Origin of the sequence: Arthrobacter sp. 35W (genome assembly GCF_000482545.1) — a bacterium.
Lineage (GTDB): Bacteria > Actinomycetota > Actinomycetes > Actinomycetales > Micrococcaceae > Specibacter.
In genome coordinates, this window is sequence record NZ_KI519454.1 from 55,046 (window position 1) to 79,832 (window position 24,787).

A 24,787-nucleotide genomic window follows, 5' to 3' on the forward strand; every position below is an offset into this window, starting at 1 on the left:
GGTGAAGCAGTAGTCCAGCTGTGCCTAGCGGGCGGTCTCCAGCGGAGCCTCGTCCAGCTTGGCGCCGGCAACGCGGGCATCCCACTCGGTGCGGATGGCAGCATCCGTGGGCTTGGTGGCCAGCGAAACGGCGATGTAGACCAGCAGCGAGGCGATCAGACCGAAGTAGATCGGCTCGTTGGCGTAGATGCCGTCATTGAACGGATCCAGGCTGTGCAGCACACCGGTGCCGTAGAGGACCAGCAGGCCCAGGGTGGTGATGCAGCCGGCCGCCATGGACCAGGCCGCACCGTGTCCGGTGCCGCGCTTCCAGACGAGGCCGCCGACGATGGCCACCAGCAGGCCGCCGACGAGGATGTCATAGGCGATGGTCAGGGCGAACACCACATCCGAGGCGAGGATGGAGATCAGCACCACCAGGATGCCCAGGCCCAGCACGTAGAAGCGGTTGGCGCGGACATCGTGCTCCGGGTTGTCCGAATCGGAGGTGTCAATCGTCTTGCCAAACCAGCTGGCGACGAAGGGGACGACGTCGGCGCGGGCCACCGTGGCTGCGGCGATCAGGGCACCGGAGGCGGTGGACATCATGGCTGCAACGGCGGCGGCCATGACCAGGCCGCCGATGCCGATCGGCAGGATGTGGGTGGCAACCTCGGCGTAGACGGCGTCCTTGCCCAGGGCTGCGACGTCGAGATTCGGCAGGGCCACCTTGGCGGCCAGACCGATCAGGGCGCCGGCGACGCCGTAGAGCACGCAGTAGATGCCGGCGGTGGCGCCGCCCCAGCGGGCGACGGTGGGGGTCTTGGCGGTGAAGACGCGCTGCCAGATGTCCTGGCCGATCAGCAGGCCAAGGGTGTAGACCACGAAGAACGTGATGATGGTGCTGACGCCGATGCCATCCCAGGCAAAGAAGCTCTCCTCAACACGGGCGCGGATGCCATCCAGGCCGCCTGCGGCGTTCAGCGTGAACGGCAGCATGAGGAAGAAGATGCCCACGGTCTTGATGACGAACTGCACCTGGTCGGCCAGGGTGATGGACCACATGCCGCCGATGGTCGAGTAGACCAGCACAATGGCACCGCCCACGGCGATGGCCAGCCAGCGCTCCCAGCCGAACAGCACCACGAAGATGGTGGCGTAGGCGCCGGTGGAGGTTGCCGAAATCATGATGGTGTAGGCCAGCATCACGATGCCGGAAGCCTTGGTGGCTTCCTGGCCGTAGCGCAGGCTCAGCATCTGGGAGACCGTGTAGATCTTCAGCTTCTGCAGGGTGGGGGCGAAGAGCAGGCTCAGCAGCAGCACGCCGACGCCGATGGCCACCACCAGCCACATGCCGGAGATGCCGAACTTGTAGCCGAGACCGACACCACCGACGGTGGAGGCGCCGCCGAGGACGACGGCGGCCATGGTTCCGGTGTAAAGGAACGGACCGAGACGGCGGCCGGCAACGAGGAAGTCGCTGTTGTTCTTGGTGCGGGACTTGCCCCACCATCCGAAGGCCAGCATGGCCACCAGATAGATGACGACGATGGCTATGTTCAGTGCCATGAGATGAGCTCCAAATGCTGGTGGTGTGGAAAGAAATTCCCCAATGAGATTTGCCTCACGGGCAACATCTGTTGCTCCCTAGGCTAAACTGTGACTACGGTTACAGTCAATATCGTCCGAATTGGGGCATCTGCCGCGAGATGGTGGCGGGGCGTGCTGCCGAGGTGTGTAGAGTTCCTCAGGCATGACCACAAGAAGAAAAGGTGTCCCATGAAAGCACTACCCGTTGAACCCAGTGCGGCACCGGTGGCCATCGGTTCACGGCTGCGTGCGGCGCGCCAGGCCCAGCGGTTAACCATAGAGCATGTGGCGGACGCCACGGGGCTCACCAAGGGCTTTCTGAGCCGCGTTGAGAGGGATCTCACGTCCCCGTCCGTGGCCTCGCTGGTGACGCTCTGCCAAGTCCTCTCCATCGCCGTCGGCGATCTCTTTGCCGTTCCGGAAACGCACCTGTGCCGACGCGACGAGGGGCCCAAGATCTCCCTCGGCGGCGAGGGGATTGTGGAGCGCCTGCTGACGGCCCGCTCCGAACGGCGCCTGCAGATCCTCAGCGCCACCATTGAACCGCGCGGCAGCGGTGAATCCGAGCTGTATGCCGTGGACTGCGATGTTGATGTTCTGCACGTCATCAGCGGCCGGTTGACGCTGCGGATGACCAACAGCAGCTACGACCTGCACGCCGGCGACACCCTCTCCTTCCCGGGCCGCGAACCGCACACCTGGGTCAACGAAACGGATGAGCCTGTGGAGGCCCTCTGGATCCTGGTCCCCGCGGCTTCCGGTTCCGGCGGCTGATCCGCCGGCATTTTCGCAGGCTTCCACCAAAGCCCAGCGTGACCACGTCGGATTCATAGCCTCCTCATAGGAAACGGCCGAAAGATTGAATGCCTAGGGGCACTCGATTTAAGCCGGGTCCAATTTGAGGAGGAAAAGCCATGGATGCTCGCAGAAGCGGCAAACGGATTGCGGCGGGCGTGACAACGGTGGTGGCGCTGGGCAGCCTCGGCGTGGCAGGGATCGCCACCGCGGCAGTCGTCACCGCCACGCCAAAGTCCGCAACATCCTCCGCCACCAGCTCCACCTCCCCACAGGGGTCAAGCTCCGGATCGAGTTCGGCAACGAGTTCGTCATCGGCGGCCTCCGGTTCAGGCTCCACGGCCTCCTCATCCGACACCTCGTCCCCGGCCGCATCATCGGCCGGGTCGGGATCCTCGGCCGCCGACCAGAGCGGCACCGGCTCATCTGCCGTCCTGCCGGGCACTGGGGGAGCGGCCGACAGCCGTTCCGCGGGGTCCTGAGATGGCTGCGACACAGCTGTGGACCGTGTGGGGGCTTGAGGCCTCCGTGGTGGTGACGGACCCCGGCGCGCTCGACGACGCCGCCGCTTTGGTCCGCGCCACGCTCACCGAGGTTGAGATGGCCTGCAGCAGGTTCCGGAGCGATTCCGAGCTGTCGCGCCTGGCACCCCGGCTTCCGGCGGGCGCCTGCGTGGGCCCGACGCTGGCGCGGCTGGTGGAGAAGGCGCTGCTGGCCGCCGTCTGGACCGACGGCGACGTCGACCCCACGCTGGGCCGCGACCTGGCCGCCCTGGGCTACGACCGCGACATCACCAGCCTCGATGTCTCCACGGCTCCCCGGGGGTCCACAACTGCCGCGCCCGCCGTTAGGGTTGCCCGACGAACGCCCGGCTGGCAGCGGATAGGCCTCGCCGACGGCATCCTGCAGGTCCCGGCGGACCTCCAGCTGGACCTGGGCGCCACGGCCAAAGCGGTGGCCGCCGATCTGGCAGCCCAGAGCGTGTCCACCACGCTGGGCTGCGGAGTCCTGGTCAACCTGGGCGGGGACATCGCCACCGCCGGCCCGGCACCTGAGGGCCGCTGGGAGATCCTGGTGCAGGACGACGACGGCGATCCGGCGCAGCAAATTTCCCTTGCGCCGGGCTGGGCGCTGGCCACCTCCAGCACCTCCAAGCGGCGCTGGCTGCGCGAGGGGCGCAACGTCCACCACATCCTGGACCCGCGGTTTGGCCTGCCAGCCCAGACGGTTTGGCGCAGCGCCACTGTCGCGGCGCCGTCGTGCCTGCGGGCCAACGCGCTGAGCACCGCCGCCATCGTCCGCGGCCACGCCGCCCGCGGCTGGCTCGATGCGGTGGGTGCGGACGCCCGGCTGGTGGACCAGCAGCGGCGCACCCTCTGCACCGGCGCCTGGCCCCGGCTGCAGCAGGCGCAGGCGGCACACCATGGATGAGGCACTCTGGGCCTTTGGCCGGGCCAGCGGATTCCTCTCGCTGGGGCTGTTGACCGCCTCGGTGCTGCTGGGCATTCTGACGCGCTCCGGGCGGCCGCTGCTTGTCATTCCGCGCTTTTCCGTGGCCTTGATCCACCGCAACCTTGCATTGCTGGCGAGCATCTTCCTGCTTCTGCATGTGGGATCGCTGCTGCTGGACACCTATGCCCTGCTGGACCTCGCCGACGTCGTCGTGCCCTTCCTGGGTGCCTACCGGCCCCTCTGGCAGGGCCTGGGCACGGTGGCCTTCGACCTGCTGCTGGCCATTGTCGCCACCAGTCTGCTGCGGCGCCGGCTTGGCGCGCGGGTGTTCCGGGCGGTGCACTGGCTGGCCTATGCCATGTGGCCCGTTGCGCTGGCCCATGCCGTCGGCAATGGCACCGAGGGCACCAGCGGGTGGTTCCTTGGAATGGCCATCGGCTCGGTGGTGCTGGTCGGCGCCGCTGTGCTGTGGCGGGCCTCGGCGGCCTTCCGTGGACCGGCCCGGGCGGGCCAGAGAGGACTGTCATGAGCATCGCAGGAACCATCGGAACCTTTGGCGGCGCCGCGGGCGGAGCCGCCACAACGTACGGCACCGGCTCCGGCACACGCTCCGGCACCAGCCCCGCGCCCGGACGTTCCGCTGCACCGGCGGGCGCTGCCAGGCTCTTCGCCGCCGGCGCCGTGGCCGACCTGCGCCGGCACCTGGACACCTTCGGTCCACTGCCCGCAGGGCTGTCCGCCCAAGGATTGGCCGCCGAGCTGGAGGCCTCCGGCCTGACCGGCCGCGGCGGGGCGGCCTTCGCCGCGTGGCGCAAGCTTGCCGCAACATCCGCGGGCGGAGATGCTGCCGCGGAGGCGGCCGGGGCATCCGCCGGCAGGCGGCGCAAGGGAACCGTTGCCATCGTGGCCAACGGCGCGGAAGGGGAGCCGGACAGCTTCAAGGACCGCACGCTGCTGGCCAACGCGCCGCATCTGGTGATCGACGGTCTGTTGGCCGCGGCCAACGCCCTGGGGGCCTCGGAGCTGTATCTGTACACCAATGCCGGCAGCCTTCCGGCGGCCTCCGCTGCGCTGGCCGAGCGCTCCGACGCACGGCGCATCAAGCTGGTGGAGGCGCCGGACAGCTTTGTCGCCGGCGAGGCCAGCGCCGTCGTCCGGGCGATTGGCAGGGGCCCGGCGCTGCCGCGGGACAAGGCGGCGCGCCTGAGCCAGAGCGGAGTCAAGGGGCTGCCCACGCTGGTGCACAATGTGGAAACCCTGGCCCACATCGCCCTGATTGCCCGCTTCGGAGCCTCCTGGTTCCGCTGGCTGGGATCCGCCGCCGATCCCGGCACCCGGCTGGCCACTGTCTGCGGGGATGTCCCGGCGCCGACGGTCTACGAGATTGTCGGCGACAGCGTGCTGGTGGACGTACTGGCCGCGGCCGGAGCCGGGTCCGGCTCGAGGGTGCTGGTGGGTGGGTTCCATGGCCGCTGGGTGTCCCCGGACGGCCTGCGGCTCTCGCCCGCCGGGCCCGACGGCGAGGTGGTCCACCCCGGGGCCGGCGTGCTGCACGTCCTGGGGCCGGGCCGCTGCGGTGTCGAGGCGACGGCGGCGATGCTGGACTACCTGGCCGGGGAGTCGGCCAAACAATGCGGCCCCTGCCTTTTCGGACTGCCGGCGTTGGCCGCAACCTGGCGGCGGATGGCGGCGGGGGCGCCGGACGCGGCCCTGGCCGCGGAAGGCCACCGGCTGGGCAGCCTGGTGGCGGGCCGCGGGGCCTGCCACCACCCGGACGGCTCCGTGCGGCTGAGCGGGAGTGCCCTGGCCGCCTTTGCCGGCGACATCGAGGCCCACCGCCAGGGCCACTGCACCGCCACCGGAAGGAGGCTGGGATGACCACACCAACGGAACCGCGCAGGGCGGCCGGGCTGCTCCACATCGACTGGACGGCGTGCGAGGGGCGGGGGCTGTGCGTTGAGCTGCTGCCCGAAGCCCTGGACCGGGATGAATGGGGCTACCCGGTGGCGCGCCGGGGCGGCCCCGGGGAGCGGACGGACGTTCCGCTGGTGTGGGAGGAGCTCGACGGCGCTGCGGACGCCATCGCACTCTGCCCACGCCTGGCGCTGGGACTGAAAAGGCTGCCCTGACCGCGGCGGGTGCCGCTGCCAGGGCAGCCTTTCAGATTCCGGGCCGCCAGATTCCGTACTGTCAGTTTCCGTGCCGTCGGCCTAGCGGGCGGCCGACTCGAAGCTGTGGGTTCCCGGTCCGACGTCGAACGCGGCCGTCCCCGGCAGGTCCACGCTGGCGGTGGTCCCGGACGGCACCACGACAGTGGTGCGCAGGGTCCCGCCGTCGAGCTCCCAATCGATCGACGCCAGCCCGTACGGCGTCAGGTGCGTGGCGCCGGCGCTGCTGAGCGTGCCGCCGGGGCGCGGTGCGAAATGGATCCGGCGGTAGCCCGGTGCGGCGGGGGCCAGCCCCGCCACCACCCGGTGCAGCCAGTCCGCCACGGCGCCCAGCGCATAGTGGTTGAACGAGGTCATGTCGCCGGGGTTCACGGTGCCGTCGGGCAGCATGGAGTCCCAGCGCTCCCAGATGGTGGTGGCACCCATCGTGACGGGGTACAGCCAGGAGGGGTAGGAATCCTGCTGGAGCTGCAGGTACGCCTCGTCCAGGTTGCCGGCGCGGGTCAGGGCATCGGAAACCAGCGGCGTGCCCGCGAAGCCCGTGGAGATGTGCCCGTCCGATTTCCGGACCAGTTCCGCCAGGCGGGCCTCGCCGGCGGCCTTGGACGCCTCGTCGGGGTACAGGTCGAAGGCGGTGATGAGTGCATAGGCCGTCTGCGTGTCGCTCGTGGCCAGGCCCTCGGCGGTCAGGTAGCGGTCGGCGAAGGCCGCAGCCACCTCGTCCGCCAGTGCGCCGTAGTGGGCCGCGTCGTCGTCCTCACCGAGGATGGTGGCCACCGCGGCGAGCCGGCGGGCGGAGAAGGCGAAGTACGCCGTCGCCACCAGATCGGCCGCCGTCAGCGCCTCGAAGGGGTTCTCCGGGGGAGCCGCAGGGTCCAGCCAGTCGCCGAGCTGCATGGAGTTGTCGACAATCCGGGACTCGCCGGTGGCCTTCTCCACGCCATTGACCCAGTCGACGGCACTGCGGTACTGGCGGCGCAGCAGGCCCACATCCCCGGTGCGCTGGTGCAGCACATCCGGCGTGAGCACCGCGGCATCGCCCCACACGGCCATCGGCGTCGAGGCGATGCCGCCCCATTCGCCCAGCGGCAGGTACGGCACGTAGAGCGGAACGGTGCCCACGTCCTCCTGCTCCAGGGCGAGGTCGCAGAGCCAGCTGCTGAGCATGCCCGTGACGTCGTAGAGGAAGGCCGCGGTGGGCGCGAACACCTGCAGATCGCCGGTCCAGCCCAGGCGCTCGTCGCGCTGCGGGCAGTCCGTGGGGATGTCCAGGAAGTTGGAGCGCAGGCTCCACACGGCGTTCTCATGCAGGCGCTCGATGGCCGCATCCGAGCTGCGGAACCAGCCGGTGCGGGCCATATCGGAGTGGTAGACGCGGGAGAGGACGTCCCCGGGCTCGAGCCCGCCGGGCCAGCCGGAGACCTCCGCATACCTGTAGCCGTGGATGGTGAAGCGCGGCTCCCACTCGATGTCTCCGCCGGCCAGCACCAGCACATCGGTGGCGGCGGCGTCGCGCAGGGTGCGGGTGTAGAGCTCGCCCTCCTGGAGGACCTCGGCATGACGGAGCACAATGCGCGTTCCCGCGGGTCCGGACGCGCGCAGGCGCAGGCGCCCGGTGTGGTTTTGGCCGAAATCGAGCAGGAAGCGGCCATCGCCCTTGTCCACCACCGACACAGGGGCCAGCTCGCCGGTGCAGCGCATGGGCGGCCCCATCGGCGCCACCAGGGCATCCGTGCCGACGGCCTCGAGCTGGACCGCGCTCCACCCCTCGGCGGTGAATCCGGGGCGGGAGAAGTCCGCATCCCACAGGCGGGCGTCGAACTGCTCGCCGTCATACAGGCTGGACAGCAGGATGGGGCCGAAGCCGGCCTGCCAGGACTCCCCGCTGGCGATGGTGTGCCGCGCGCCGTCCGCCGTCACGACCTCCAGTTGGACCAGGGCCGAGAGGTCCTGGCCATAGACATTGCGCCTGCCGCCCTCGAAGCCAATGCGGCCGCGGTACCAGCCATCGCCCAGCCACACGCCGATGGCGTTGCCGCCCTCGCGCAGCTGGTCTGTGACATCGAAGGTGGCGTAGCGGAGCCGGTGCGTGTAGCTGGTCCAGCCCGGGGTCAGCGCCTCATCGCCAATGCGCTCGCCGTTGATCTCGGCCTCGGCAACCCCGTGGGCACTCAGGTACAGTCGGGCGGCCACCACCTGGGCCGGCAGGGAGAACTCGTGGCGCACCAGCGCCGGGCGGAGGTCGACGTCGTGGTCCTCGTCCCAGGCCGGGCCCACAAAGCCGCCCTGCCAGTCGGAGGGTTCCAGCAGGCCCGCCTCCACCCACGATGCCTCGCTCCACGGGCCGAATCCGCCGCCGCCGTCCACCTGGACGCGCACAGTGGCGCGCTCACGGGAGGCCAGCGGCCGGGCCGGCCACGGCACGAGGATCTGCCCGGGGGAGCTGACCTCGTGGAGGGTGGTTTCCACGGCGCCGGCCGCGGCGCCGGAGGAAATCGACACCTCAACCCGGTACGCCTGCTGGACGTAGGCGGGGTCCGCGCCGGGCGTCTGCCAGGACAGGCGGGGTTCGGCGTCGCCGATGCCGAGGCGGCCTGGGGCGTGGTGTTCAAAGGTGGCCTGCGACGGGGCGGGGGCTGTCGTCATGGGTGGCGGTGCTTTCTGCTCGGTGCTTAATCGGTCGCTGGGTTGAGCGTTTGCTGGAGTCTTCAGCCGCGGCGGCGGTGTGCGGCGCAGCGCGGGCTTCGGGCCGGTGTCAGCCGGCAATCGTTGCCGGCGCGGGGGCGCCCTGGCCGGCGTCCTGTTCCACAGGGGCGCCGGATCCGGCGTCGGGCCCGGCATCGGGGAGGGCCCGGGGGATCCGGGCCAGCCACAGGATGCCCATCAGGCAGGAGACCACAGTGGTGGCGATCAGGAAGATGAAGAGGGCCTGCGCACCGCCGGCAATGATCTGCGGCGTGAAGAGGGCGACGGCGGCGGCCACCACACGGGTGAAGGCGATGGTGATGCCCTGCGCGCTGCTGCGGTAGCGCGTGGGGAACAGCTCCTGGGACCAAACCTTGTACATCGGTTCGCCGGCGATGGCGCCGCCGATCGAATAGAAGATGGCCATCACGGCCAGCGACCAGGTGGAAACGCCCATCGCCGCGGGGACGACGAAGGCCACCACCGACAGTGCCGAGGCAACAACGAACACCGGCATGCGCCACTTGGTGTCGACAAACTTCATGGTGGCCAGCATGCCGATGAAGCTGCAGCCAAAGGCAACCAGGCCAATGGTGGAGGCCGTGGAGACGCTGGCGCCCGCCACATTGACATACAGGTAGGTGCTGAACTGGCCGTTGGTGTTGGCGGCAATGTTGGCGATCGCGTAGAACAAGCCCGTGGCGACCAGCGGGATCGAGTAGCGCGAGCGGACCAGACCCTTGAGCGAACCGAAGCCGCTCTGGCCGGGGGCGGCCTTGACGGCCTGGGACTTGACCCACTCCGCCGATTCCGGCAGTCCGGCGCGCAGCACCAGCACCAGCAGGGCGACAATCAGCAGATGTCCGTAGAGGATCCGGGCGCCCGTGGCACCCATATCGCCCACGATGATGCTGATGATCTGCACGGCCAGCACGCCCACCATCCACAGCACGTGGGAGAAGGTGATCATCTTGCCCTTCTTGCCGGCGGGCGCGCTTTCGGAGATCATCGCCATCGACACCGGCAGATCCGCACCGGCGGCAAAGCCAAGCAGCACAATGCCCGCGTACAGCATGCCCGGGCCGGTGGCCACCATCAGCAGCAGGGCGCCTGCGGCAAAGACGACCATCGTCCACGAGAACACGCGGCGGCGGCCGTACTTGTCGCCCAGCCGGCCGCCCACCAGGGCGCCGACGGCGATCATGATGGTCAGCAGCGCCGACAGCTGGCCGATCTGGGCCGGGCCGAGCTGGAAGGACTGCTGGAACAGCACCAGGGCGATTCCGGTGCTAACGATGGCTGCGGCGTCCAGATAGGACGCCATGCCCGCGATGGTGGCCGTCCACCACATCTTTGAGGGTGGGGAGGCGACGCGTGCGGCGCTCATGAATTCTCCTTTGAATCGTTTCATAAAGTTTGCCGGACTTTGCCCTGGAGATTTGGGGGGTGAGGGTTTGTCCTAAAACCTAGTATGACACGATTTTGATCGTTTATGCCATGGGTCACAATCGACGGGGTGGAATCGGGCGGTTTCAGGGCGTACGACGACGGCGGCGCGGGGCCCTGGTCCGGGCACCGCGCCGCCGTCGTCCGTCATGTGGGAGGGCCGAAATCCGACGGTGGGATCAGCCCACGTGCACCCAGGGGCGCTTGGTGAGGTCCGGCTCCGCCTCACGGAGCACTTCCCTCGTCACGGGGGCGATCTCGCCCTCGCCAAAGAACAGGAACTTCAGCAGATTGCTGATCGGATTGCCCTCGGTCCAGCGGAAGTAGATGTGCGGCATCAGCCCCGTCACATCGCGGATGTGCAGCAGCACCGCGGCCACCGTATTGGGCACATTCGAGGCATGGACCTGCAGGATTTTGAAGCCGTGCCGCACCACGCCGCGCACCTCCAGCGCCGTTTCAAAGTCCGAGGAATCGTCCACGATGACCTCCATGAACAGCACCTGCCCGGGATCGCCCATCTGGCTTTCACTGGCGGCGTGGGCCATCTTGCGGCGGTAGGCCGCAGCGGAGGATGTCTTGGGATCGTGCGAAATGATCCGGATGGGGCCCTCCGTGGAGCCCGCAACGAACTCCAGCGCCATCGGGTCCAGCCGGATATGGGTGGCGCGCAGTTCGAAGGAGCGCCGCATGCGCGAGAGGAAGCTGACCACCAGGATGCCCAGGATGAACAGGGCGGCAATCTTCAACCCGTCCGGGCGCTCGATGGAGTTCGCCACGGTGGTGTAGATGAAGGCCAGGGAGACGGCTCCGAAGCCAATGACCCGGCCGCGCTGGCCCTTGCGCCGCGCGGACAGGGTGACGGCGACGGAGGCCGAGGTGATCAGGACCAGGACGCCCGTCGCATACGCGCCGCCCTGGGCGTTGACGTCGGCCTTGAAGATGATGGTGATGAAGATGGCGATGGCGGTGAACACCAGCACCAGCGGCCGCACGGCCCGCGCCCAGGCCGGTGCCATGCCAAAGCGCGGCAGGTAGCGCGGCACCAGGTTCAGCAGACCCGCCATGGCCGAAGCGCCGGCGAACCAGAGGATGGCAATGGTGCTGATGTCGTAGACGGTGCCGAAGCCCTCGCCCAGCAGCTGGTGGGCGAGGAAGGCCAGGGCGCGGCCGTCCGCGGCGCCGCCGGGCTGGAACTCGGCGGCTGGAATCAGAATGGTGGTGGCCAGGCTGGAGGTCACCAGGAAGGTGCTCATGATCAGCGCGGCGGTGGTCAGCAGCTTGTGGGCGCCGGCGATGCGGCCGGCCGGGTTGGCCTCGGTGTCCGATGGGCGGCCCTTGATCTGCGGCATGACGGCAACGCCCGTCTCAAATCCCGAGAGCCCCAGCGCCAGCCGCGGGAACACTAGCAGCGCCACGGCGACCACCATGATCGGATCCCCGTGCTGGGTGGTCAACGCCGTCCACCAGTCCGTGACGGCCAGCGGGCTGGCCACCACATGGGCCAGCGACACCACCACGACGACGGCGTTCAGGGCCAGGAAGGCGGCCACCAGGACGACGGCAACGCCGATGGCCTCCTTGAAGCCGCGCATGAACACGGCTCCCAGACCGACGACCAGCACCAGGGTGATGATGACATTCTGGCCGTGCAGGAATTCCGGCGCGAAGGGGTTCTCCACCACGTGGGCCGTGGCATCGGCGGCCGAGAGGGTAATGGTGATCATGAAGTCCGTGGCGGCGAAGCCCAGCAGCGCCAGCACGAAGATCTTGCCCCACCAGCGGGGGAGCAGCTTCTCCAGCATGGCGATGGACCCCTCGCCGCGGGGGCTCTCCGTGGCCACCCGCCGGTAGACCGGCAGTGCGCCGGCCAGAGTGACGATGACGAGCACGATCGTGGCCAGCGGGGCGAGTACTCCAGCGGCCAGTGCGGCGATGGCCGGCTGGTAGCCCAGTGTGGAGAAGTAGTCCAGACCGGTCAGGCACATGACCCGCCACCACGAGGCTGGCTTGTGGCCCTCGGCGGGGCGGCCATGGGCCCCCTGGCGCTTGCCGGCAGGCTCGGGCATTCCCTCCAGCAGCCAGATCCGCAGGGCCGCGGCCCCGTGCGGCTTGCCGCTTTCGCCGGGGTTTGCCGGTGGGTGCTGCAGCGTTGTCACGGGGGCCTTTCAGAAACGGATGCCGGATCCGGCGATTGGAGCGTAGCACCGCAAAGGGCCCCATGGACCCGGTCTTGACGATATCTTTACGGCCTTTTTTCGGGCGGAGCGGCCGGGTCTGGGGCCGGATGTGCTGGCGGCGGGACGCGGGTTTTTCTGCCCGTGGTGCACCCGAACGGACAGGCAGAAAGTTTCCTGTGAAAAACTTTTGGTTCACATTGGGCAACAACGGTTGTACGATGGAAAACATTCGCCCGGCTGTGACCTGGTCAACATTTTGTACGAAAAGAGGACATTGATGAAAGAGCTGCGCATCGAAGCCAACGGAAACCTTGGCCCGATCGACTCCTCCCGGATCCCGCGCTACGCGGGCGCTGCGACGTACGCCCGCCTGCCGCGGCTGGACCAGGTCGCCAAGGCCGACGTCGCCATCGTCGGCGTTCCCTTTGACTCCGGCGTCTCCTACCGCCCCGGCGCCCGATTCGGCGCCAACCACGTCCGCGAGGCCTCGCGCCTGCTGCGCCCGTACAACCCGGCCTGGGATGTCTCCCCGTTTGAGAACGTCCAGATGGCCGACGCCGGCGACATGGCTGTGAACCCGTTCAACATCAACGAGGCCATCGAAACCATCCAGGAGAACGCCCTGGATCTGACGGCCGGCGGCGCCAAGCTGCTGACCCTCGGTGGCGACCACACCATCTCGCTGCCGCTGCTGCGCGCCGCCGCCGAACGCGCCGGCGAGCCCGTCGCGATGCTGCACTTCGATGCGCACCTGGACACCTGGGACACCTACTTCGGCGCCGAGTACACGCACGGAACCCCGTTCCGCCGCGCCGTCGAGGAGGGCATCCTGGACACCGAGGCCATCTCCCACGTGGGAACCCGCGGCCCGCTGTACGGCAAGAAGGACCTGGACGACGACCACCGCTTCGGCTTCGGCATCGTCACCAGCGCCGACGTCTACTACCAGGGCGTGCTGGAAACCGTGGCCAAGATCCGCGACCGCATCGGCAACCGCCCGCTGTACATCTCCGTGGACATCGACGTCCTGGACCCCGCGCACGCCCCCGGCACCGGGACACCGGAGGCCGGCGGCATCTCCAGCCGCGAACTGATCGAGATCATCCGCGGCTTCCGCGGCATGAACCTCATCGGCGCCGACATTGTGGAGGTGGCCCCGGCCTACGACCACGCCGAGATCACCGGTGTGGCGGCCAGCCACGTGGGCTATGAGCTGCTGACGCTGTTGGCCGACAAGGCCATGGAGGGCGACCGGTTCGGGACCGCCAACGGCTACGCCGCCCAGGCTCTCGACGCCGAGCCCACCCGCGCCCCGGCCGGCTTCCGCGTTGGAGGAACCAAGTGAGTCCCCAACCGCTCCCCACCCTCGCAAGCTCGGCCGGGGACCCCTCGCGGTCGGAGGCCCCTGCCGATGCCGCCAACGTTGAAACCGCCGAGCGCAATGGTGGCGACCTTGTGGTGGAGACCCTCGCCGCCCTGGGTGCCAGCAGCGTCTTCGGCATCCCCGGCCAGCATGCCCTGGGCCTCTTTGACGCCCTGAGCCGCTCGGACCTGCACTTTGTTTCCTCCCGCGTGGAGAACAACTCCGCCTTCGCCGCCGATGGCTACTCCCGTGCCACCGGCGAGGTGGGCGTGCTCTTCCTCTCCACCGGCCCGGGCGCGCTGACGGCGCTGGCCGGTCTGCAGGAGGCCTACGCCACCGGTGTGCCGATGATCGTGGTGGCCTCCCAGATTCCGCTGGAGGGCCTGGGCGCCCGCCGCAAGGGCATGCTGCACCAGCTCGACGACCAGAAGGCCTCCGCGGCCAACGTCACCAAGAGCCAGCGTCTGATCCAGCACGCCTCCGGCATCCCCTCCGCCATCCAGGACGCCTGGACGGAGGCCGTGAGCTCGCCGCAGGGCCCGGTGTGGCTGGAGATTCCGCAGAACGTGCTGCTGGACCCGATCATGGTCCCCCGCGTGGAGGACGCGCTGGCCGAGCCCTTCGACAACCCGCCGCGCGTAGAGCTGGTGCGCGAGGCCGTCAAGTGGCTCGCCGCGGCCGAGCGTCCGGCGATCGTCGCCGGTGGCGGAACCCGCCGCGGCCACGCCGAGGCGCAGCTGCTTTCCATCGCCGAGAAGCTCAATGCCCCGGTGGTCTGCACCCCTGGCGGCAACGGAGCGTTCCCGTGGAACCACGAGCTCTCCCTGCAGTCCTGGGTGGAGGACCGCCACGTCACCGACGTCCTGGAGGACGCCGACGTTCTGGTGGTGATTGGCTCCTCGCTGGGCGAGGTGACCAGCAACTACTTCACCATGGAGCCGCGCGGCCGGATCATCCAGATCGACGCCGAGCCCCGCGTGCTGGAGTCCAACCGCCCGGCGCTGGGCATCCGTGCCGACGCCGGCCAGGCCTTGTCTGCGCTGGACGAGGCCCTTACGGAGCCGCACGGCGAGCGGGCCAATTGGCACGGCGCCACGCCGCAGGCTCTTGTCAAGGAGACCCTAGCCAAGGTGGCGGCACGCCTGGACGGCCAGGATCTGGCGCTGGAGCGCAAGTTCATGGCGGACATCCGCGAGGCCGTCCCGGCCGACATGCAGACCTTCTGGGACATGACCATCTCCGCCTACTGGGGCTGGAGCTGCTGGGATGCCCGGGACGGCCAGTTCCACTCCGCCCAGGGTGCCGGTGGGCTGGGCTACGGCTTCCCGGCAGCCATCGGTGGCGCGCTGGGTCTGCAGAGCCAGGGCAAGCCGGCCCGCGTGCTGGCCGTCTCCGGCGATGGTTCCTCGATGTACTCCATTGCGGAGCTGGCCACCGCCCGCCAGCACAATGCGCCTGTCACCTGGCTGATTGTGGACGACGGCGGCTACGGCATCCTGCGTGAGTACATGGTGGGCGCCTTCGGCAAGGCCACCCACACCGAGCTGGCCCGCCCGGACTTCGTGAAGCTGGCCGAGTCCTTCGGTGTTCCGGCCAAGCGCGTCTCCGCGGATGCGGTGGGGGAGGCCCTCCGCGAGGGCTTCGCCGCCGACGGCCCCAACGTCGTCGTCGTGGACGTCCTGCTGAAGATGTTTGGACCGACGCACCTGGACCAGTAGGCCCCGCGTTTCTGCGCCCGTTCGCGGGTTCAACCACCGTGCACCGGTGGCTGAACCCGCGAACGGGCGCATTTTTCGTTTCGGCCACACCCACTCAGCTGTTGAACGTGTTCAAAAACCGTGGTCTACTGGAGTTTGAACACGTTCAAAACAGGGGGATCCGTGGAAAACAGCAAGAGTGCGCAGACCCGGGAGCTGGTGCTGCAGACGGCACTGGGCATGTTCCGCAGCCGGGGGTTCGCCAAGACCACCATGCGCGGGATCGCCGCCGAGGCGGGGGTCTCGCTGGGCAGCGCCTACTACTACTTTGCCTCGAAGGATGAGCTCATCCTGGAGCTCTACCGCGAGTCCGTGGCCGAGCAGCGCGTGCGTGCCAGCGAAGCCATGGCTGGGGTCGTCCCGCTGGCGGACCGGCTGCGGGCGGCCATGGACGCCGGGATCGATGCCCTCACCCCGTACCACGCCTTTGGCTCGGGCTTCCTGGGCAGCGCGCTCCCACCGTCGTCGGCCGTCAACCCCTTTGGCGAGGCTTCCGCCGAGATCCGGCTGGAGGCGGAGGCGATCTTCGCCGAGGCCATCGAGGGGGCCAAGGTGCCGGCAAACCTGCGCAGCGACCTGCCCCAGCTTCTGTGGCTGGGGTACATGGGCGTGGTGCTGTTCTGGGTCTACGACCGCTCCCAGGGCCAGTGGCGCACCCGGACCCTCATCAACGGAGCCGCCCCGCTCATCGCCCGGACGCTGTCGCTGGCACGCCTGCCCGTGGCCCGCGGCCTGGTGGAGGACGCGCTGACGCTGATGGCCAAGGTCCGGCCGTGAGCGGCGCGGATGCAACCGGCACGGTGGTCCTGGCCGGGGCCGGCGGATTCATCGGGCGCGATTTCCGGCGCCGTTTCGAGGCGGGCGGCTGGAAGGTGCGCACCATCGGCCGCACCGGCGGCGGGGGCGTGGGGGCGGTATGGGGCGACACCGCCGGCATGGCGGCGCTGTTGGAGGGTGCGGACCTGCTGGTCAACCTGGCCGGCCGGTCCGTTTCCTGCCGATACACCGCGCGCAACCGGGCGGAGATCCTGGACTCCCGGGTGTCGACGACGGCGGAGCTGGGCCGCGCCGTCGCCGCCTGCGCCACCCCTCCGCGGGACTGGTTCAATGCCAGCACGGGCACCATCTACCGCTCCGCCGAAGGGGCCGGCGTGCCCGCTGGAGGTTTCCCGGAGGACGACGGCGGAATCGGCTCAGGCTTTTCCGTGGACGTCGCCCGGGCCTGGGAGCGGACGCTCGCGCAGGCGCAGACGCCGTCCACCCGCAGGATTCCGCTGCGCATCACCATCGTTCTGGGTCCGGGCGGCGGCGTCATGAGGCCCTTCGTGAACCTCGCGCGGCTGGGCCTCGGGGGCCGGATGGGCCCGGGCACCCAGTGGTTCAGCTGGATCCATCTGGAGGACCTGTACCGGGCGGTCCTATTCCTCCACAGACATGGAGACATCACCGGTCCCGTCAATGTGGCCTCTCCGAATGCCGTGGGCAATGCCGGGCTCATGGCCGCCGTCCGGAGTGCTCTGAAGGTGCCGTTTGGACTGCCGACGCCGGCCTGGCTGCTGAAGATGGGTGCCGTGCTGATCCGCACCGAAACCGAGCTGGTGCTCAAGAGCCGCTGGGTCCGCCCGCAGAAGCTGATCGACGCAGGGTTCCAGTGGCACCATCCTGACCTTGACGAGGCGCTGGCCGACATTCTGGCGGTGGACCGTGGCTGAGGGCACGGAACCGGCGCCGGCCCAGCCCGGCAGGGAACGGCCCCCGGCGCAGGAGTATGGATCGCACGCCTTCCTGCTGGGTTGGCTCATCACCTTCGTGCTCTTCTGCGCCCTGTTTCCCGCCTGGGTGGGCCTCAGTGGTGCGTACAGTGCAAACGAGTTTGCACTGTACTGGTTGGAGTACTTTCCCGGGCTCCTGCTGACTGGCTTCATGCCGGCCATGGTCATCGGCATCCCGCTGGGCCTGCTGACAGCCTGGCCGCTGCGCCGCATCCCGAACCAATGGGTCCACGTGGCCGTCCACACCGTGGTGACCGGGGCCGTTGCCGCAGCCGTGGTGCTCCTGGTCCACGCCCCCGAAGCGGCGCTCCCGATGGGCCTGATCTTCGCCATCAGCGCCGGCATTGGCCGCCTCAGCGTGGTCAAGATCGTCACCTCCCACCAGGCAAAACAGGCGGCCGCCGCCGCTGCGGCACGTGCCGGGACAGCCGCAACCAAATATGAGTGATTGTGAATCGTAATGACGCTTTACGATCACTAGGATTCAGGAAAGCATGGTGTAACCACCGGAATTTCTACTGGAGCTGATTTTTCATGCCGGACCCGGCCACTGCCACCCTTGCCCGACTGCACCCCGAACTAGATTGCGGAACGGGGGAGTGGGACAAGCTCCTCTACGGCAACCACCGCATCGTCGTCCAAGCCCCGGACGCAGCCGCCGCCACGGTGGTGCTGCCCTGGCGCCGCCAGGACGCCGACCCCGCCGCCGTGGACGTCATCGTCACCTCCGCCGCCTCCGGCCGCCGTGTCTCCAACGTGCTGGCCGGGGTGCGCACCGCCGAGCAGGGCGAGTTCACCTTCGAGCCCATCGACGGCGCGGGCACCTACTACTTCCACTACCTGCCCTACGCCATGGGCGGCCACGCCCACTACCCGCAGGCCAGCTATCTGCCGCACCGCCCGACGGCGGACCCGGCCTGGGTGGACCGGACCGCCACCAGCATCTGGGACGAGGAGGCTGCGGCGCAGACCACCCTGCCGCGGGCCAAGGCCGTCCGCTACGAGGCCGCCAGCGAGTGGGATTCCTTCGCGCCGATGAACTTCACCCCCACGGCCGCCGAGCTTGAGGTTCTGCACGCTGCCCACGCGGGGGAGCCGTTCCTACTCTTCCCTGAGAACCGCCGCCACCCGATTTCCCTGCGCCGCGCGCTGCCGGCCCACTGGGCGATCGGCGGCCCCCACGGCACCATCGCCGACGACGCATTGCCGGGTGAGGACTATGTGGTGCAGCTGGGACTCTATGCCCAGACCGATCTGGCAGGCGCCGTAGTCACGGTGGAGTCCGCCGACGCCAGCGGCCACTGCCTGAACACCACCGGCGTCGACCGTCTGGGCCGTCCCATGGCGAAGACCCTGAACGTTCCGGCCGGCGAGGTCCAAGGCCTGTACATCCCGCTGCACATCCCCGCCGAGGCCGCCGGAACCTCCGCCCGGGCCACGATCACCGTCACCGCTGCCACGGAGTCGGGGGAGACGTTCTCCGCCACCGTGGCCGTGGAACTGGCCGTTGCCGCAGAGCCCGACGCCGACATTCTGGCTGGCGGCCATGGCGACCCTCGCCTGCTGCGCCGCCTGGCCTGGCTGGATTCCACGCTGGTCCAGGACAACGAGCTCGTGGCCCCGTACACCGCCGTCGAGCTCGACAATGTCAGCCTCAACGGAGAAGCCGCAACGCTGCGCATCCTGGGCCGCAGCCTGCAGCTGGGGGCCAACGGCCTGCCTGCCCAGCTCACCTCCACCTTCACCCCGGCCGTCACGGGCACCGACGGACCTGAGCGAGCCCTGCTGGCCGAGCCGGCCGGCTTCCTGGTGGGCATCAACTGGCAGCATTCGCCGCTGGAGTTCACCGTCAACGGACCCGCATCCGTGGCCTGGACCTGCCGGTGGACCAGCGTTGAGCCGCCGCTGTCCCTGGTGCTGGAGGGTGAATTGGAGGCCGACGGCGCCGCCACCTTTGCGCTCCGCCTCGCCAACCCCGGCGTAAGCGGGACCACAGTGGGAGCCGCCGTCGAGCTCGACGACGCCGCGCTGTCCCTGGTGCTGAACCCGGACGCCGTGCCCTATGCCATGGGCCTGGGCGTGCCCGGCGGCCTGCGCCCGCAGGAACTGGATTGGCAGTGGAATGTCGCCGAAAAGAACCAGGACTCGCTCTGGCTCGGCGATGCCAACATCGGGTTCCAGCTCGCGCTGCGCGATGATTCCTACGAGCGCCCGCTGAACACCAACTTCTACGCGCAGAAGCCGCTGGTGGAGCCGGCCAGCTGGGCCAACCGCGGCCCGGGCGCCGGCTCGGACGCCGACGCCGATGCCCAGGTCCGCGGCGGCGTGCGTCTGCGCACCGGGGAGGACGCCGTCCGCCTTGAGGCCTACAGCGGCCCGCGCACGCTCGCGCCGGGCCAGGAGCTGAACTACGGCTTCCGGCTGCTGCTCACCCCGTTCAAGCCGATCGACCCCGCCCGCCAGCTGGGCAACCGCTACTTCCACGGTGCCGGCACGCCGGAACAGGTCAAGGACGCCGGTGCCACGGTCATCAACATCCACCACGCCACGGCGCTGGCCCCCTACATCAACGATCCGCTGCTCAGCGCCGGAAACCTCGCCGCCTACACGGAGCAGGCCCACGGGCTCGGACTGAAGGTCAAGGTCTACAACACCGTCCGCGAGCTCACGGCCCACAGCCCCGACGTGCTTCCGCTGCTCCAGCTGGGCGGGGAGATCTTCACCGACGGCGCCTCCCCCGGAACGGGAACGGGAACGGGGACAAGCACGGGCTCCGGACCGGGCCACATCTGGCTGCAGGAGCACGCCCCGGCGGGCTATGTCTCCGCCTGGTACGCCCCCAATGTGGACGACATCTCCGTGGTCACCGCCGGCGAATCCCGCTGGCAGAACGCCTACATCAAGGGCCTGTCGGAGCTGGTCCGCAGCACCGGGCTGGATGGCATCTACCTGGATGACATCGCCTACGACCGGCACACCATGAAGCGCGTGCGCAAGGTCCTTCAGCAGCACTGCCCGGCGCCGGAGATCGACATCCACTCCGCCAACCAGTTCAACGTCAAGGACGGGTTCTCCTCCTCGGCCAATCTGTACCTGGAGCAGCTGCCCTACACGGACAGGCTCTGGCTGGGCGAGTACTTCGACTACGACGCCTCCAGTGCCGCCTATTGGCTGGTGGAGGTCTCCGGCATCCCCTTCGGCCTGATGGGGGAGATGCTCGAGGGCGGCGGCAATCCGTGGCGTGGCATGGTGTTCGGCATGACCGGCCGTGCGCCGCGCGTGGACAACCGGCCGCTGTGGGCGTTCTGGACCGAGCACGGCCTGGAAACCGCACCGATGGTGGGCTGGTGGGCCGGCAACGGGCCGGTGAAGACCAACCATCCGGCGGTGCTGGCCACCAGCTGGAGCACGCCGAAGGGCCTGGTGGTCGCTCTGGCCAGCTGGGCCGATGAGGCTGTCGAGGTCCAGCTGGAGTTCGACGACGGCGCCGCCTCCCTGGCCGGCGTCGAACGTTGGGCACCGGCCATCGAAGACTTCCAGGGCGAGCGGCGATATGCTCCACAGGAAGGCATCACCGTCTCCCCGCAACGCGGTGTACTGCTAGTGATTGGAACGCAGGCATGACCAACACCACCCAGCCCACGGCCCCCGCGGCCACGGCTTCACAGAGCACGTCCACCCTTTCCGTGGAAACCCGAACCATCCAGTTGGCCCATTTGGGCGCTGAATCCCCGCTGCCGGCGGTGCAGGCACTGTTGGAACCGCCCTACAACGTGGGCGGGGACATTCCGGCCCACATCGCTGCCGGCGCCCGCTATGGCAAGGCCCGCAACATCTACCCGTACCAGCTCCAGGACGGCTACAGCCGCGACACCCGGCCCACCGCGATGACCGCCGTCGTGCTCGAGAACGCGCACGTCCGCGCCGTCTTCCTGCCTGAACTGGGCGGGCGGCTGTGGGAACTGGTGGACAAGGCCACCGGCAAGGAACTGCTGCACACCCAGGACCGGATCCAGTTCGCCAACCTGGCCCTGCGCAATGCCTGGTTCGCCGGCGGCATCGAATGCAACATCGGCACCCGTGGGCACTCGCCCACCACCTGCATCCCGCTGCACACCGCCATCGTCGAGGCCCCCGGCGGCCAGCAGGTGCTGCGGATGTGGGAGTTCGACAGGCTGCGCGAGGTGGTCTTCCAGATCGATGCGTGGCTGCCTGCCGACTCGGTCGTGGTGTTTGTGGCCGTGCGGATCCGCAACCCCAACGCTGCCGAGGTGCCCATGTACTGGTGGACCAATGCGGCGGTGCCCCAAACACCGGGCAGCCGCGTGCTGGCCCCGGCACGGGAGGCCTACGCCACGGACTACGACGGCAGCATGACCCGCGTGGTGCCCACCAGCTTCCATGGCATCGATGCCAGCTGGCCGATGCGCAACACCGCCGCCGCGGACTTCTTCTTCGACATCCCCCAGGAGCAGCGCCGCTGGGTGGCCATGGCCGACGACGACGGCGACGGGCTGGCGCTGGTGTCCTCGCCGCGGCTGCGCGGACGCAAGCTCTTTGTCTGGGGCGAAACCGTGGGCGGACACCGCTGGCAGGAGTGGCTCAGCCCGGATGCCGGCCACTACACGGAGATCCAGGCCGGTCTGGCCCAGACCCAGTTTGAGCATGTACCCATGCCCGCGGGGGAGAGCTGGCAGTGGGTGGAGGCCTACGGCAACGCCGCCCTCGATCCGGCACTGGCGCACAGCGAGGACTGGAACGCGGCAGTGGTGCACGGCAGCGAGCGGGTGGACGCCCTGGTGGACACGCGCGCCGTTGACAGGGCGCTCGCCGATGCGGCCCGCTGGGCCGATCTGCCGCCCGGACCGTTGCTGGTGGCTGGCTCCGGTTGGGGTGCGCTGGAGACCATCCGGCGCGAGTCCGCAGCCATGACGTGGATCAACGCCACGGGAACGCCGTTTTCCCCGGAGACCATCACGTCCGCGCAGGAGCCGTGGGTGGGGCTTCTCCAGGGCGAATCACCGGAGGACCGCTTTGCCGGCGCGCCGAGCTTTGTGCGCGGGCAGGACTGGGTCAGGGCCCTGATGGCGCCGGAGTGGAAGTCGGACGCGCCGGTGGAGCCGAGCGCCGAGGCGCTGTTCCACCTGGCCGTCATGTCCCACGCGGAGGGCGAATACGCGTGGGCCGTCGCCAACTACTGGCACGCGCTGGACCTGGCCGGCCGCGGTGGGGGCTTGTCGCAGTCCAGCCGGGCGCTGGCCCTGCGCGGGCTGGGGCTTGCCCTGCTGGCCCTCGCCGATGCGGAAGCAGATGCCGCCTCCGGAGACGACAACGACAATGCCGGGCTGCCCGAGGAGCCCAGCGTCGACGGTGGCCTGGCCCGGCTGCGGGGCGCCTGCGCGGCGGATCCGGGCAGCAAGTGGCTGCTGGCCGAGGCCATGGCCGAGCACATCGATCGCGGCCAGGCCGCCGCTGCGTTGACCCTGGTGGACGGCGCCCCCGCGGAGCTTGGCGCCCTCGGGCGGATCCGCTTCCTCACCGCCCTGGCGCATGCCCGCTCCGGAGCACCGGAAACGGCGGCTGCCATGCTCAAGGATGGGTTGGAGGTCCCCGACCTGCGCGAGGGCGAGAACTCCATCACCGCCCTCTGGCGGGAAGTCTGCCCCGGCGAATCCGTGCCACAGCAGTACCAGTTCAGCATGCAGTAGCCCGCCAGCCCCGTCGTGACTGGGCACCGGGGACGACGTTTCCCGTTCAGGACGCAGTTGTAGACGCGTCCTGGGCGGGGAACGGCGTCCTGGATGCAGTTCTGTGGCCCGGACCACCCGCAACCATTGACACCATCAGCACAGCGTGGCAAAGTTCTGAACGTGAACCTGTCAGACAGCTGGGCAGCCAAGCAGCCAGCCATTGCCCGCATCAGCGCAGCCGAGGCGGTGCTGGGCTCCCTCCGCGGCGCCATCGAGGATGGCCACCTGCCCATTGGGAGCAGGCTGCCCGCCGAAGCCACCCTTGCCGCCCAATACGGCGTGAGCCGCTCGGTGGTCCGCGAGGCCCTGCGCTCCAGCCAGTCGCTGGGGCTGACCGAAACCAAGACCGGCAAGGGCACCTATGTCGTGGCCTCCCGCACCTCGGGGGACCTGGCCCTGGGCCGCTTCTCCGCCCGCGCCCTGATGGAGGCCCGGCCCCACATCGAGGTGCCGGCCGCCGCGCTGGCCGCGGACCGCCGCGGGGAGGACGACCTTGAAACCCTCCGCGGCATCCTCACCGCGATGGCCACCGAGGATGATCCCCAGCAGTGGGTTGCCCTGGACGCCGACTTCCACGCCGCCGTCGCCCATGCCAGCGGCAACCCCGTGTTTGAGCAGATCATCACCGGCATCCGGGATGGGCTGTCCAGCCAGTCGGAGACCATCAACCTGATGACGGGCCGCCAGCGCGAGTCCGACGACGAGCACCGCGCCGTCTTCGACGCGATTGAACGGCACGACGGCGACGGCGCCGCCGCCGCGATGGGCAACCACCTCGCCCACGTGGCCTCGGCCCTGCAGGAAATTTTTGGCACCACTGAGAGGACCACCACCCATGGCCGGCACTGACGCCACCACCGCACTCCCGCCCCTGCCCGGCCATGTGCCCCTGGTGGCGCAGATCCGCTCCGACATGGTGGAGAGCGTCCACTACGGCTCGTACATCGTGCTGGCCCCGGACGGATCAACGCTGATGTCCGCCGGTGATCCGCTGGCGCTGTACTACCCGCGCTCCTCGCTCAAGCCGCTGCAGGCGGTGGCCATGGTCCGTGCCGGGCTGGTGCTGGCGCCGGAGCTGCTGGCCCTGGCCGCCGCGAGCCATTCCGGTGCCACCCGGCATCTGGACGGTGCGCAGGAGATCCTCGCGCTGCACTCGATCGACCCCGTCTTTCTGGCCAACCAGCCCGATCTGCCCTACGGCACCGCCGAGCGCGAGGGCTGGCTGCGCGCCGGGGGGGCGCCGACGGCGTTTGCCCAGAACTGCTCGGGCAAGCACGCCGCGATGCTGGCCACCTGCACGCTGAACGGCTGGCCGCTGCGCGGATACCTCGATCCGGAACACCCCCTGCAGCAGCGCGTCGACGCCGTCGTCGAGGAACTCACGGGCGAGCCCATCACCCATGCCAGCACGGATGGCTGCGGCACCCCCGTGCATGCCATCTCCTTGGCCGGCATGGCCCGCGCCTACTCTGCCATCATCAGCGCCCCCGCCGGCACTGCCGAGGCCGCGGTGGCCGATGCCATGCGGGCGTTCCCGGAGAATGTCGCCGGCGAGGGCCGCGATGTCACAGCCCTGATGCGCGCCGTCCCCGGCCTGCTGGCCAAGGACGGCTTCGAAGGCATCCAGGCGGTGGCGCTGCCGGATGGCCGGGCGCTGGTGCTGAAGATCGCCGACGGCGGCGACCGCGCCAGAATGCCCGCCACCGTGGACCTGCTGGGACGTCTGGGCGTAGATTCGGCGCAACTGGCCCGTGTTGAAACGGCGCCCGTCCTGGGCGGCGGACTGTCTGTGGGCGCGCTGGTTGCGCTGCCCACTCCTGCCGGACCCTCCGGCAGCTGAGCAAGGAGAA

Annotated in this window: 19 protein-coding genes; 15 read left to right on the forward strand and 4 right to left on the reverse strand. The window is 69.4% G+C overall.

The features are described 5' to 3' along the window. Positions 1-24 precede the first annotated feature (24 nt). Complete coding sequence (locus K254_RS0100300) at positions 25-1,548, reverse strand: sodium:solute symporter (protein ID WP_026553708.1); 1,524 nt, start codon at positions 1,546-1,548, stop codon at positions 25-27. Between the two features lie 210 nt (positions 1,549-1,758). On the opposite strand from K254_RS0100300, the gene K254_RS0100305 reads away from it, so the two are divergent. The 6 genes from K254_RS0100305 (at position 1,759) to K254_RS0100330 (ending at position 5,945) form a co-directional block, all read left to right on the forward strand. After that, positions 1,759-2,343 carry a cupin domain-containing protein gene (locus K254_RS0100305; protein ID WP_026553709.1) on the forward strand — a complete coding sequence of 195 codons (585 nt, stop codon included), beginning with the start codon at positions 1,759-1,761 and terminating at the stop codon, positions 2,341-2,343. 140 nt (positions 2,344-2,483) lie between these two features. Continuing rightward, positions 2,484-2,846, forward strand: a complete 363-nt coding sequence (locus tag K254_RS25550) for a hypothetical protein (protein WP_155848398.1) — start codon at positions 2,484-2,486, stop codon at positions 2,844-2,846. Between the two features lies 1 nt (position 2,847). Continuing rightward, the gene (locus tag K254_RS20925; protein ID WP_035748815.1) at positions 2,848-3,795 is read left to right on the forward strand and encodes an FAD:protein FMN transferase; all 948 of its coding nucleotides are present in this window, start codon (positions 2,848-2,850) and stop codon (positions 3,793-3,795) included. Then, positions 3,788-4,345 carry a ferric reductase-like transmembrane domain-containing protein gene (locus K254_RS0100320; RefSeq protein ID WP_026553711.1) on the forward strand — a complete coding sequence of 186 codons (558 nt, stop codon included), beginning with the start codon at positions 3,788-3,790 and terminating at the stop codon, positions 4,343-4,345. Before K254_RS20925 ends, K254_RS0100320 begins: the two co-directional genes overlap by 8 nt. After that, positions 4,342-5,694: an NADH-ubiquinone oxidoreductase-F iron-sulfur binding region domain-containing protein gene (locus K254_RS0100325; protein ID WP_081709787.1), complete on the forward strand. Its 1,353-nt coding sequence runs from the start codon at positions 4,342-4,344 to the stop codon at positions 5,692-5,694. The genes K254_RS0100320 and K254_RS0100325 overlap by 4 nt, the downstream gene beginning before the upstream one ends. Next, complete coding sequence (locus tag K254_RS0100330) at positions 5,691-5,945, forward strand: ferredoxin (RefSeq protein ID WP_026553713.1); 255 nt, start codon at positions 5,691-5,693, stop codon at positions 5,943-5,945. The genes K254_RS0100325 and K254_RS0100330 overlap by 4 nt, the downstream gene beginning before the upstream one ends. An 81-nt stretch (positions 5,946-6,026) precedes the next feature. Here the strand turns inward: K254_RS0100330 and K254_RS20930 are convergent, their stop codons facing one another. The 3 genes from K254_RS20930 to K254_RS0100345 form a co-directional block, all read right to left on the reverse strand. Next, the gene (locus tag K254_RS20930; RefSeq protein WP_035748816.1) at positions 6,027-8,630 is read right to left on the reverse strand and encodes a glycoside hydrolase family 78 protein; all 2,604 of its coding nucleotides are present in this window, start codon (positions 8,628-8,630) and stop codon (positions 6,027-6,029) included. 109 nt (positions 8,631-8,739) lie between these two features. Beyond that, a complete protein-coding gene (locus K254_RS20935) occupies positions 8,740-10,056 on the reverse strand; it encodes an MFS transporter (protein ID WP_196810842.1) in 1,317 nt (438 codons plus the stop codon). A 238-nt stretch (positions 10,057-10,294) separates the two neighbouring features. Continuing rightward, entirely contained in the window at positions 10,295-12,274 is a 1,980-nt protein-coding gene (locus tag K254_RS0100345; RefSeq protein WP_026553714.1) for an amino acid transporter, read from the reverse strand. A gap of 298 nt (positions 12,275-12,572) precedes the next feature. On the opposite strand from K254_RS0100345, the gene speB reads away from it, so the two are divergent. The 9 genes from speB to K254_RS0100390 all read left to right on the forward strand — a co-directional run bounded on the left by speB (position 12,573) and on the right by K254_RS0100390 (position 24,777). Next, positions 12,573-13,640 carry an agmatinase gene (gene speB, locus K254_RS0100350; RefSeq protein WP_026553715.1) on the forward strand — a complete coding sequence of 356 codons (1,068 nt, stop codon included), beginning with the start codon at positions 12,573-12,575 and terminating at the stop codon, positions 13,638-13,640. Further along, positions 13,637-15,376, forward strand: a complete 1,740-nt coding sequence (locus tag K254_RS0100355; RefSeq protein WP_026553716.1) for a thiamine pyrophosphate-binding protein — start codon at positions 13,637-13,639, stop codon at positions 15,374-15,376. The genes speB and K254_RS0100355 overlap by 4 nt, the downstream gene beginning before the upstream one ends. Positions 15,377-15,538: 162 nt before the next feature. Then, positions 15,539-16,192 carry a TetR/AcrR family transcriptional regulator gene (locus K254_RS0100360; RefSeq protein WP_026553717.1) on the forward strand — a complete coding sequence of 218 codons (654 nt, stop codon included), beginning with the start codon at positions 15,539-15,541 and terminating at the stop codon, positions 16,190-16,192. Beyond that, positions 16,189-17,127, forward strand: a complete 939-nt coding sequence (locus tag K254_RS0100365) for a TIGR01777 family oxidoreductase (RefSeq protein WP_035748817.1) — start codon at positions 16,189-16,191, stop codon at positions 17,125-17,127. The genes K254_RS0100360 and K254_RS0100365 overlap by 4 nt, the downstream gene beginning before the upstream one ends. Further along, on the forward strand, positions 17,120-17,635 hold the full coding sequence (locus K254_RS0100370) for a hypothetical protein (protein ID WP_026553719.1): 516 nt from the start codon (positions 17,120-17,122) through the stop codon (positions 17,633-17,635). The genes K254_RS0100365 and K254_RS0100370 overlap by 8 nt, the downstream gene beginning before the upstream one ends. Positions 17,636-17,721: 86 nt before the next feature. Then, on the forward strand, positions 17,722-20,811 hold the full coding sequence (locus tag K254_RS20940) for a glycoside hydrolase domain-containing protein (protein ID WP_051388590.1): 3,090 nt from the start codon (positions 17,722-17,724) through the stop codon (positions 20,809-20,811). Continuing rightward, positions 20,808-22,895, forward strand: coding sequence for a DUF5107 domain-containing protein (locus K254_RS0100380; RefSeq protein WP_231391707.1), 2,088 nt, complete (start codon positions 20,808-20,810; stop codon positions 22,893-22,895). The genes K254_RS20940 and K254_RS0100380 overlap by 4 nt, the downstream gene beginning before the upstream one ends. 162 nt (positions 22,896-23,057) lie before the next feature. Next, entirely contained in the window at positions 23,058-23,786 is a 729-nt protein-coding gene (locus tag K254_RS20945; RefSeq protein WP_051388591.1) for a FadR/GntR family transcriptional regulator, read from the forward strand. Then, complete coding sequence (locus K254_RS0100390) at positions 23,773-24,777, forward strand: asparaginase (protein ID WP_035748818.1); 1,005 nt, start codon at positions 23,773-23,775, stop codon at positions 24,775-24,777. The genes K254_RS20945 and K254_RS0100390 overlap by 14 nt, the downstream gene beginning before the upstream one ends. The last annotated feature ends 10 nt before the right edge of the window (positions 24,778-24,787 follow it).

Coding starts and splice junctions, on each gene's coding strand:
- K254_RS0100300 (WP_026553708.1), bottom strand. CDS start 1,548: ATGGCACTGAACATAGCCATCGTCGTCATCTATCTGGTGGCCATGCTG.
- K254_RS0100305 (WP_026553709.1), top strand. CDS start 1,759: ATGAAAGCACTACCCGTTGAACCCAGTGCGGCACCGGTGGCCATCGGT.
- K254_RS25550 (WP_155848398.1), top strand. CDS start 2,484: ATGGATGCTCGCAGAAGCGGCAAACGGATTGCGGCGGGCGTGACAACG.
- K254_RS20925 (WP_035748815.1), top strand. CDS start 2,848: ATGGCTGCGACACAGCTGTGGACCGTGTGGGGGCTTGAGGCCTCCGTG.
- K254_RS0100320 (WP_026553711.1), top strand. CDS start 3,788: ATGGATGAGGCACTCTGGGCCTTTGGCCGGGCCAGCGGATTCCTCTCG.
- K254_RS0100325 (WP_081709787.1), top strand. CDS start 4,342: ATGAGCATCGCAGGAACCATCGGAACCTTTGGCGGCGCCGCGGGCGGA.
- K254_RS0100330 (WP_026553713.1), top strand. CDS start 5,691: ATGACCACACCAACGGAACCGCGCAGGGCGGCCGGGCTGCTCCACATC.
- K254_RS20930 (WP_035748816.1), bottom strand. CDS start 8,630: ATGACGACAGCCCCCGCCCCGTCGCAGGCCACCTTTGAACACCACGCC.
- K254_RS20935 (WP_196810842.1), bottom strand. CDS start 10,056: ATGAGCGCCGCACGCGTCGCCTCCCCACCCTCAAAGATGTGGTGGACG.
- speB (WP_026553715.1), top strand. CDS start 12,573: ATGAAAGAGCTGCGCATCGAAGCCAACGGAAACCTTGGCCCGATCGAC.
- K254_RS20940 (WP_051388590.1), top strand. CDS start 17,722: ATGCCGGACCCGGCCACTGCCACCCTTGCCCGACTGCACCCCGAACTA.
- K254_RS0100380 (WP_231391707.1), top strand. CDS start 20,808: ATGACCAACACCACCCAGCCCACGGCCCCCGCGGCCACGGCTTCACAG.
- K254_RS0100390 (WP_035748818.1), top strand. CDS start 23,773: ATGGCCGGCACTGACGCCACCACCGCACTCCCGCCCCTGCCCGGCCAT.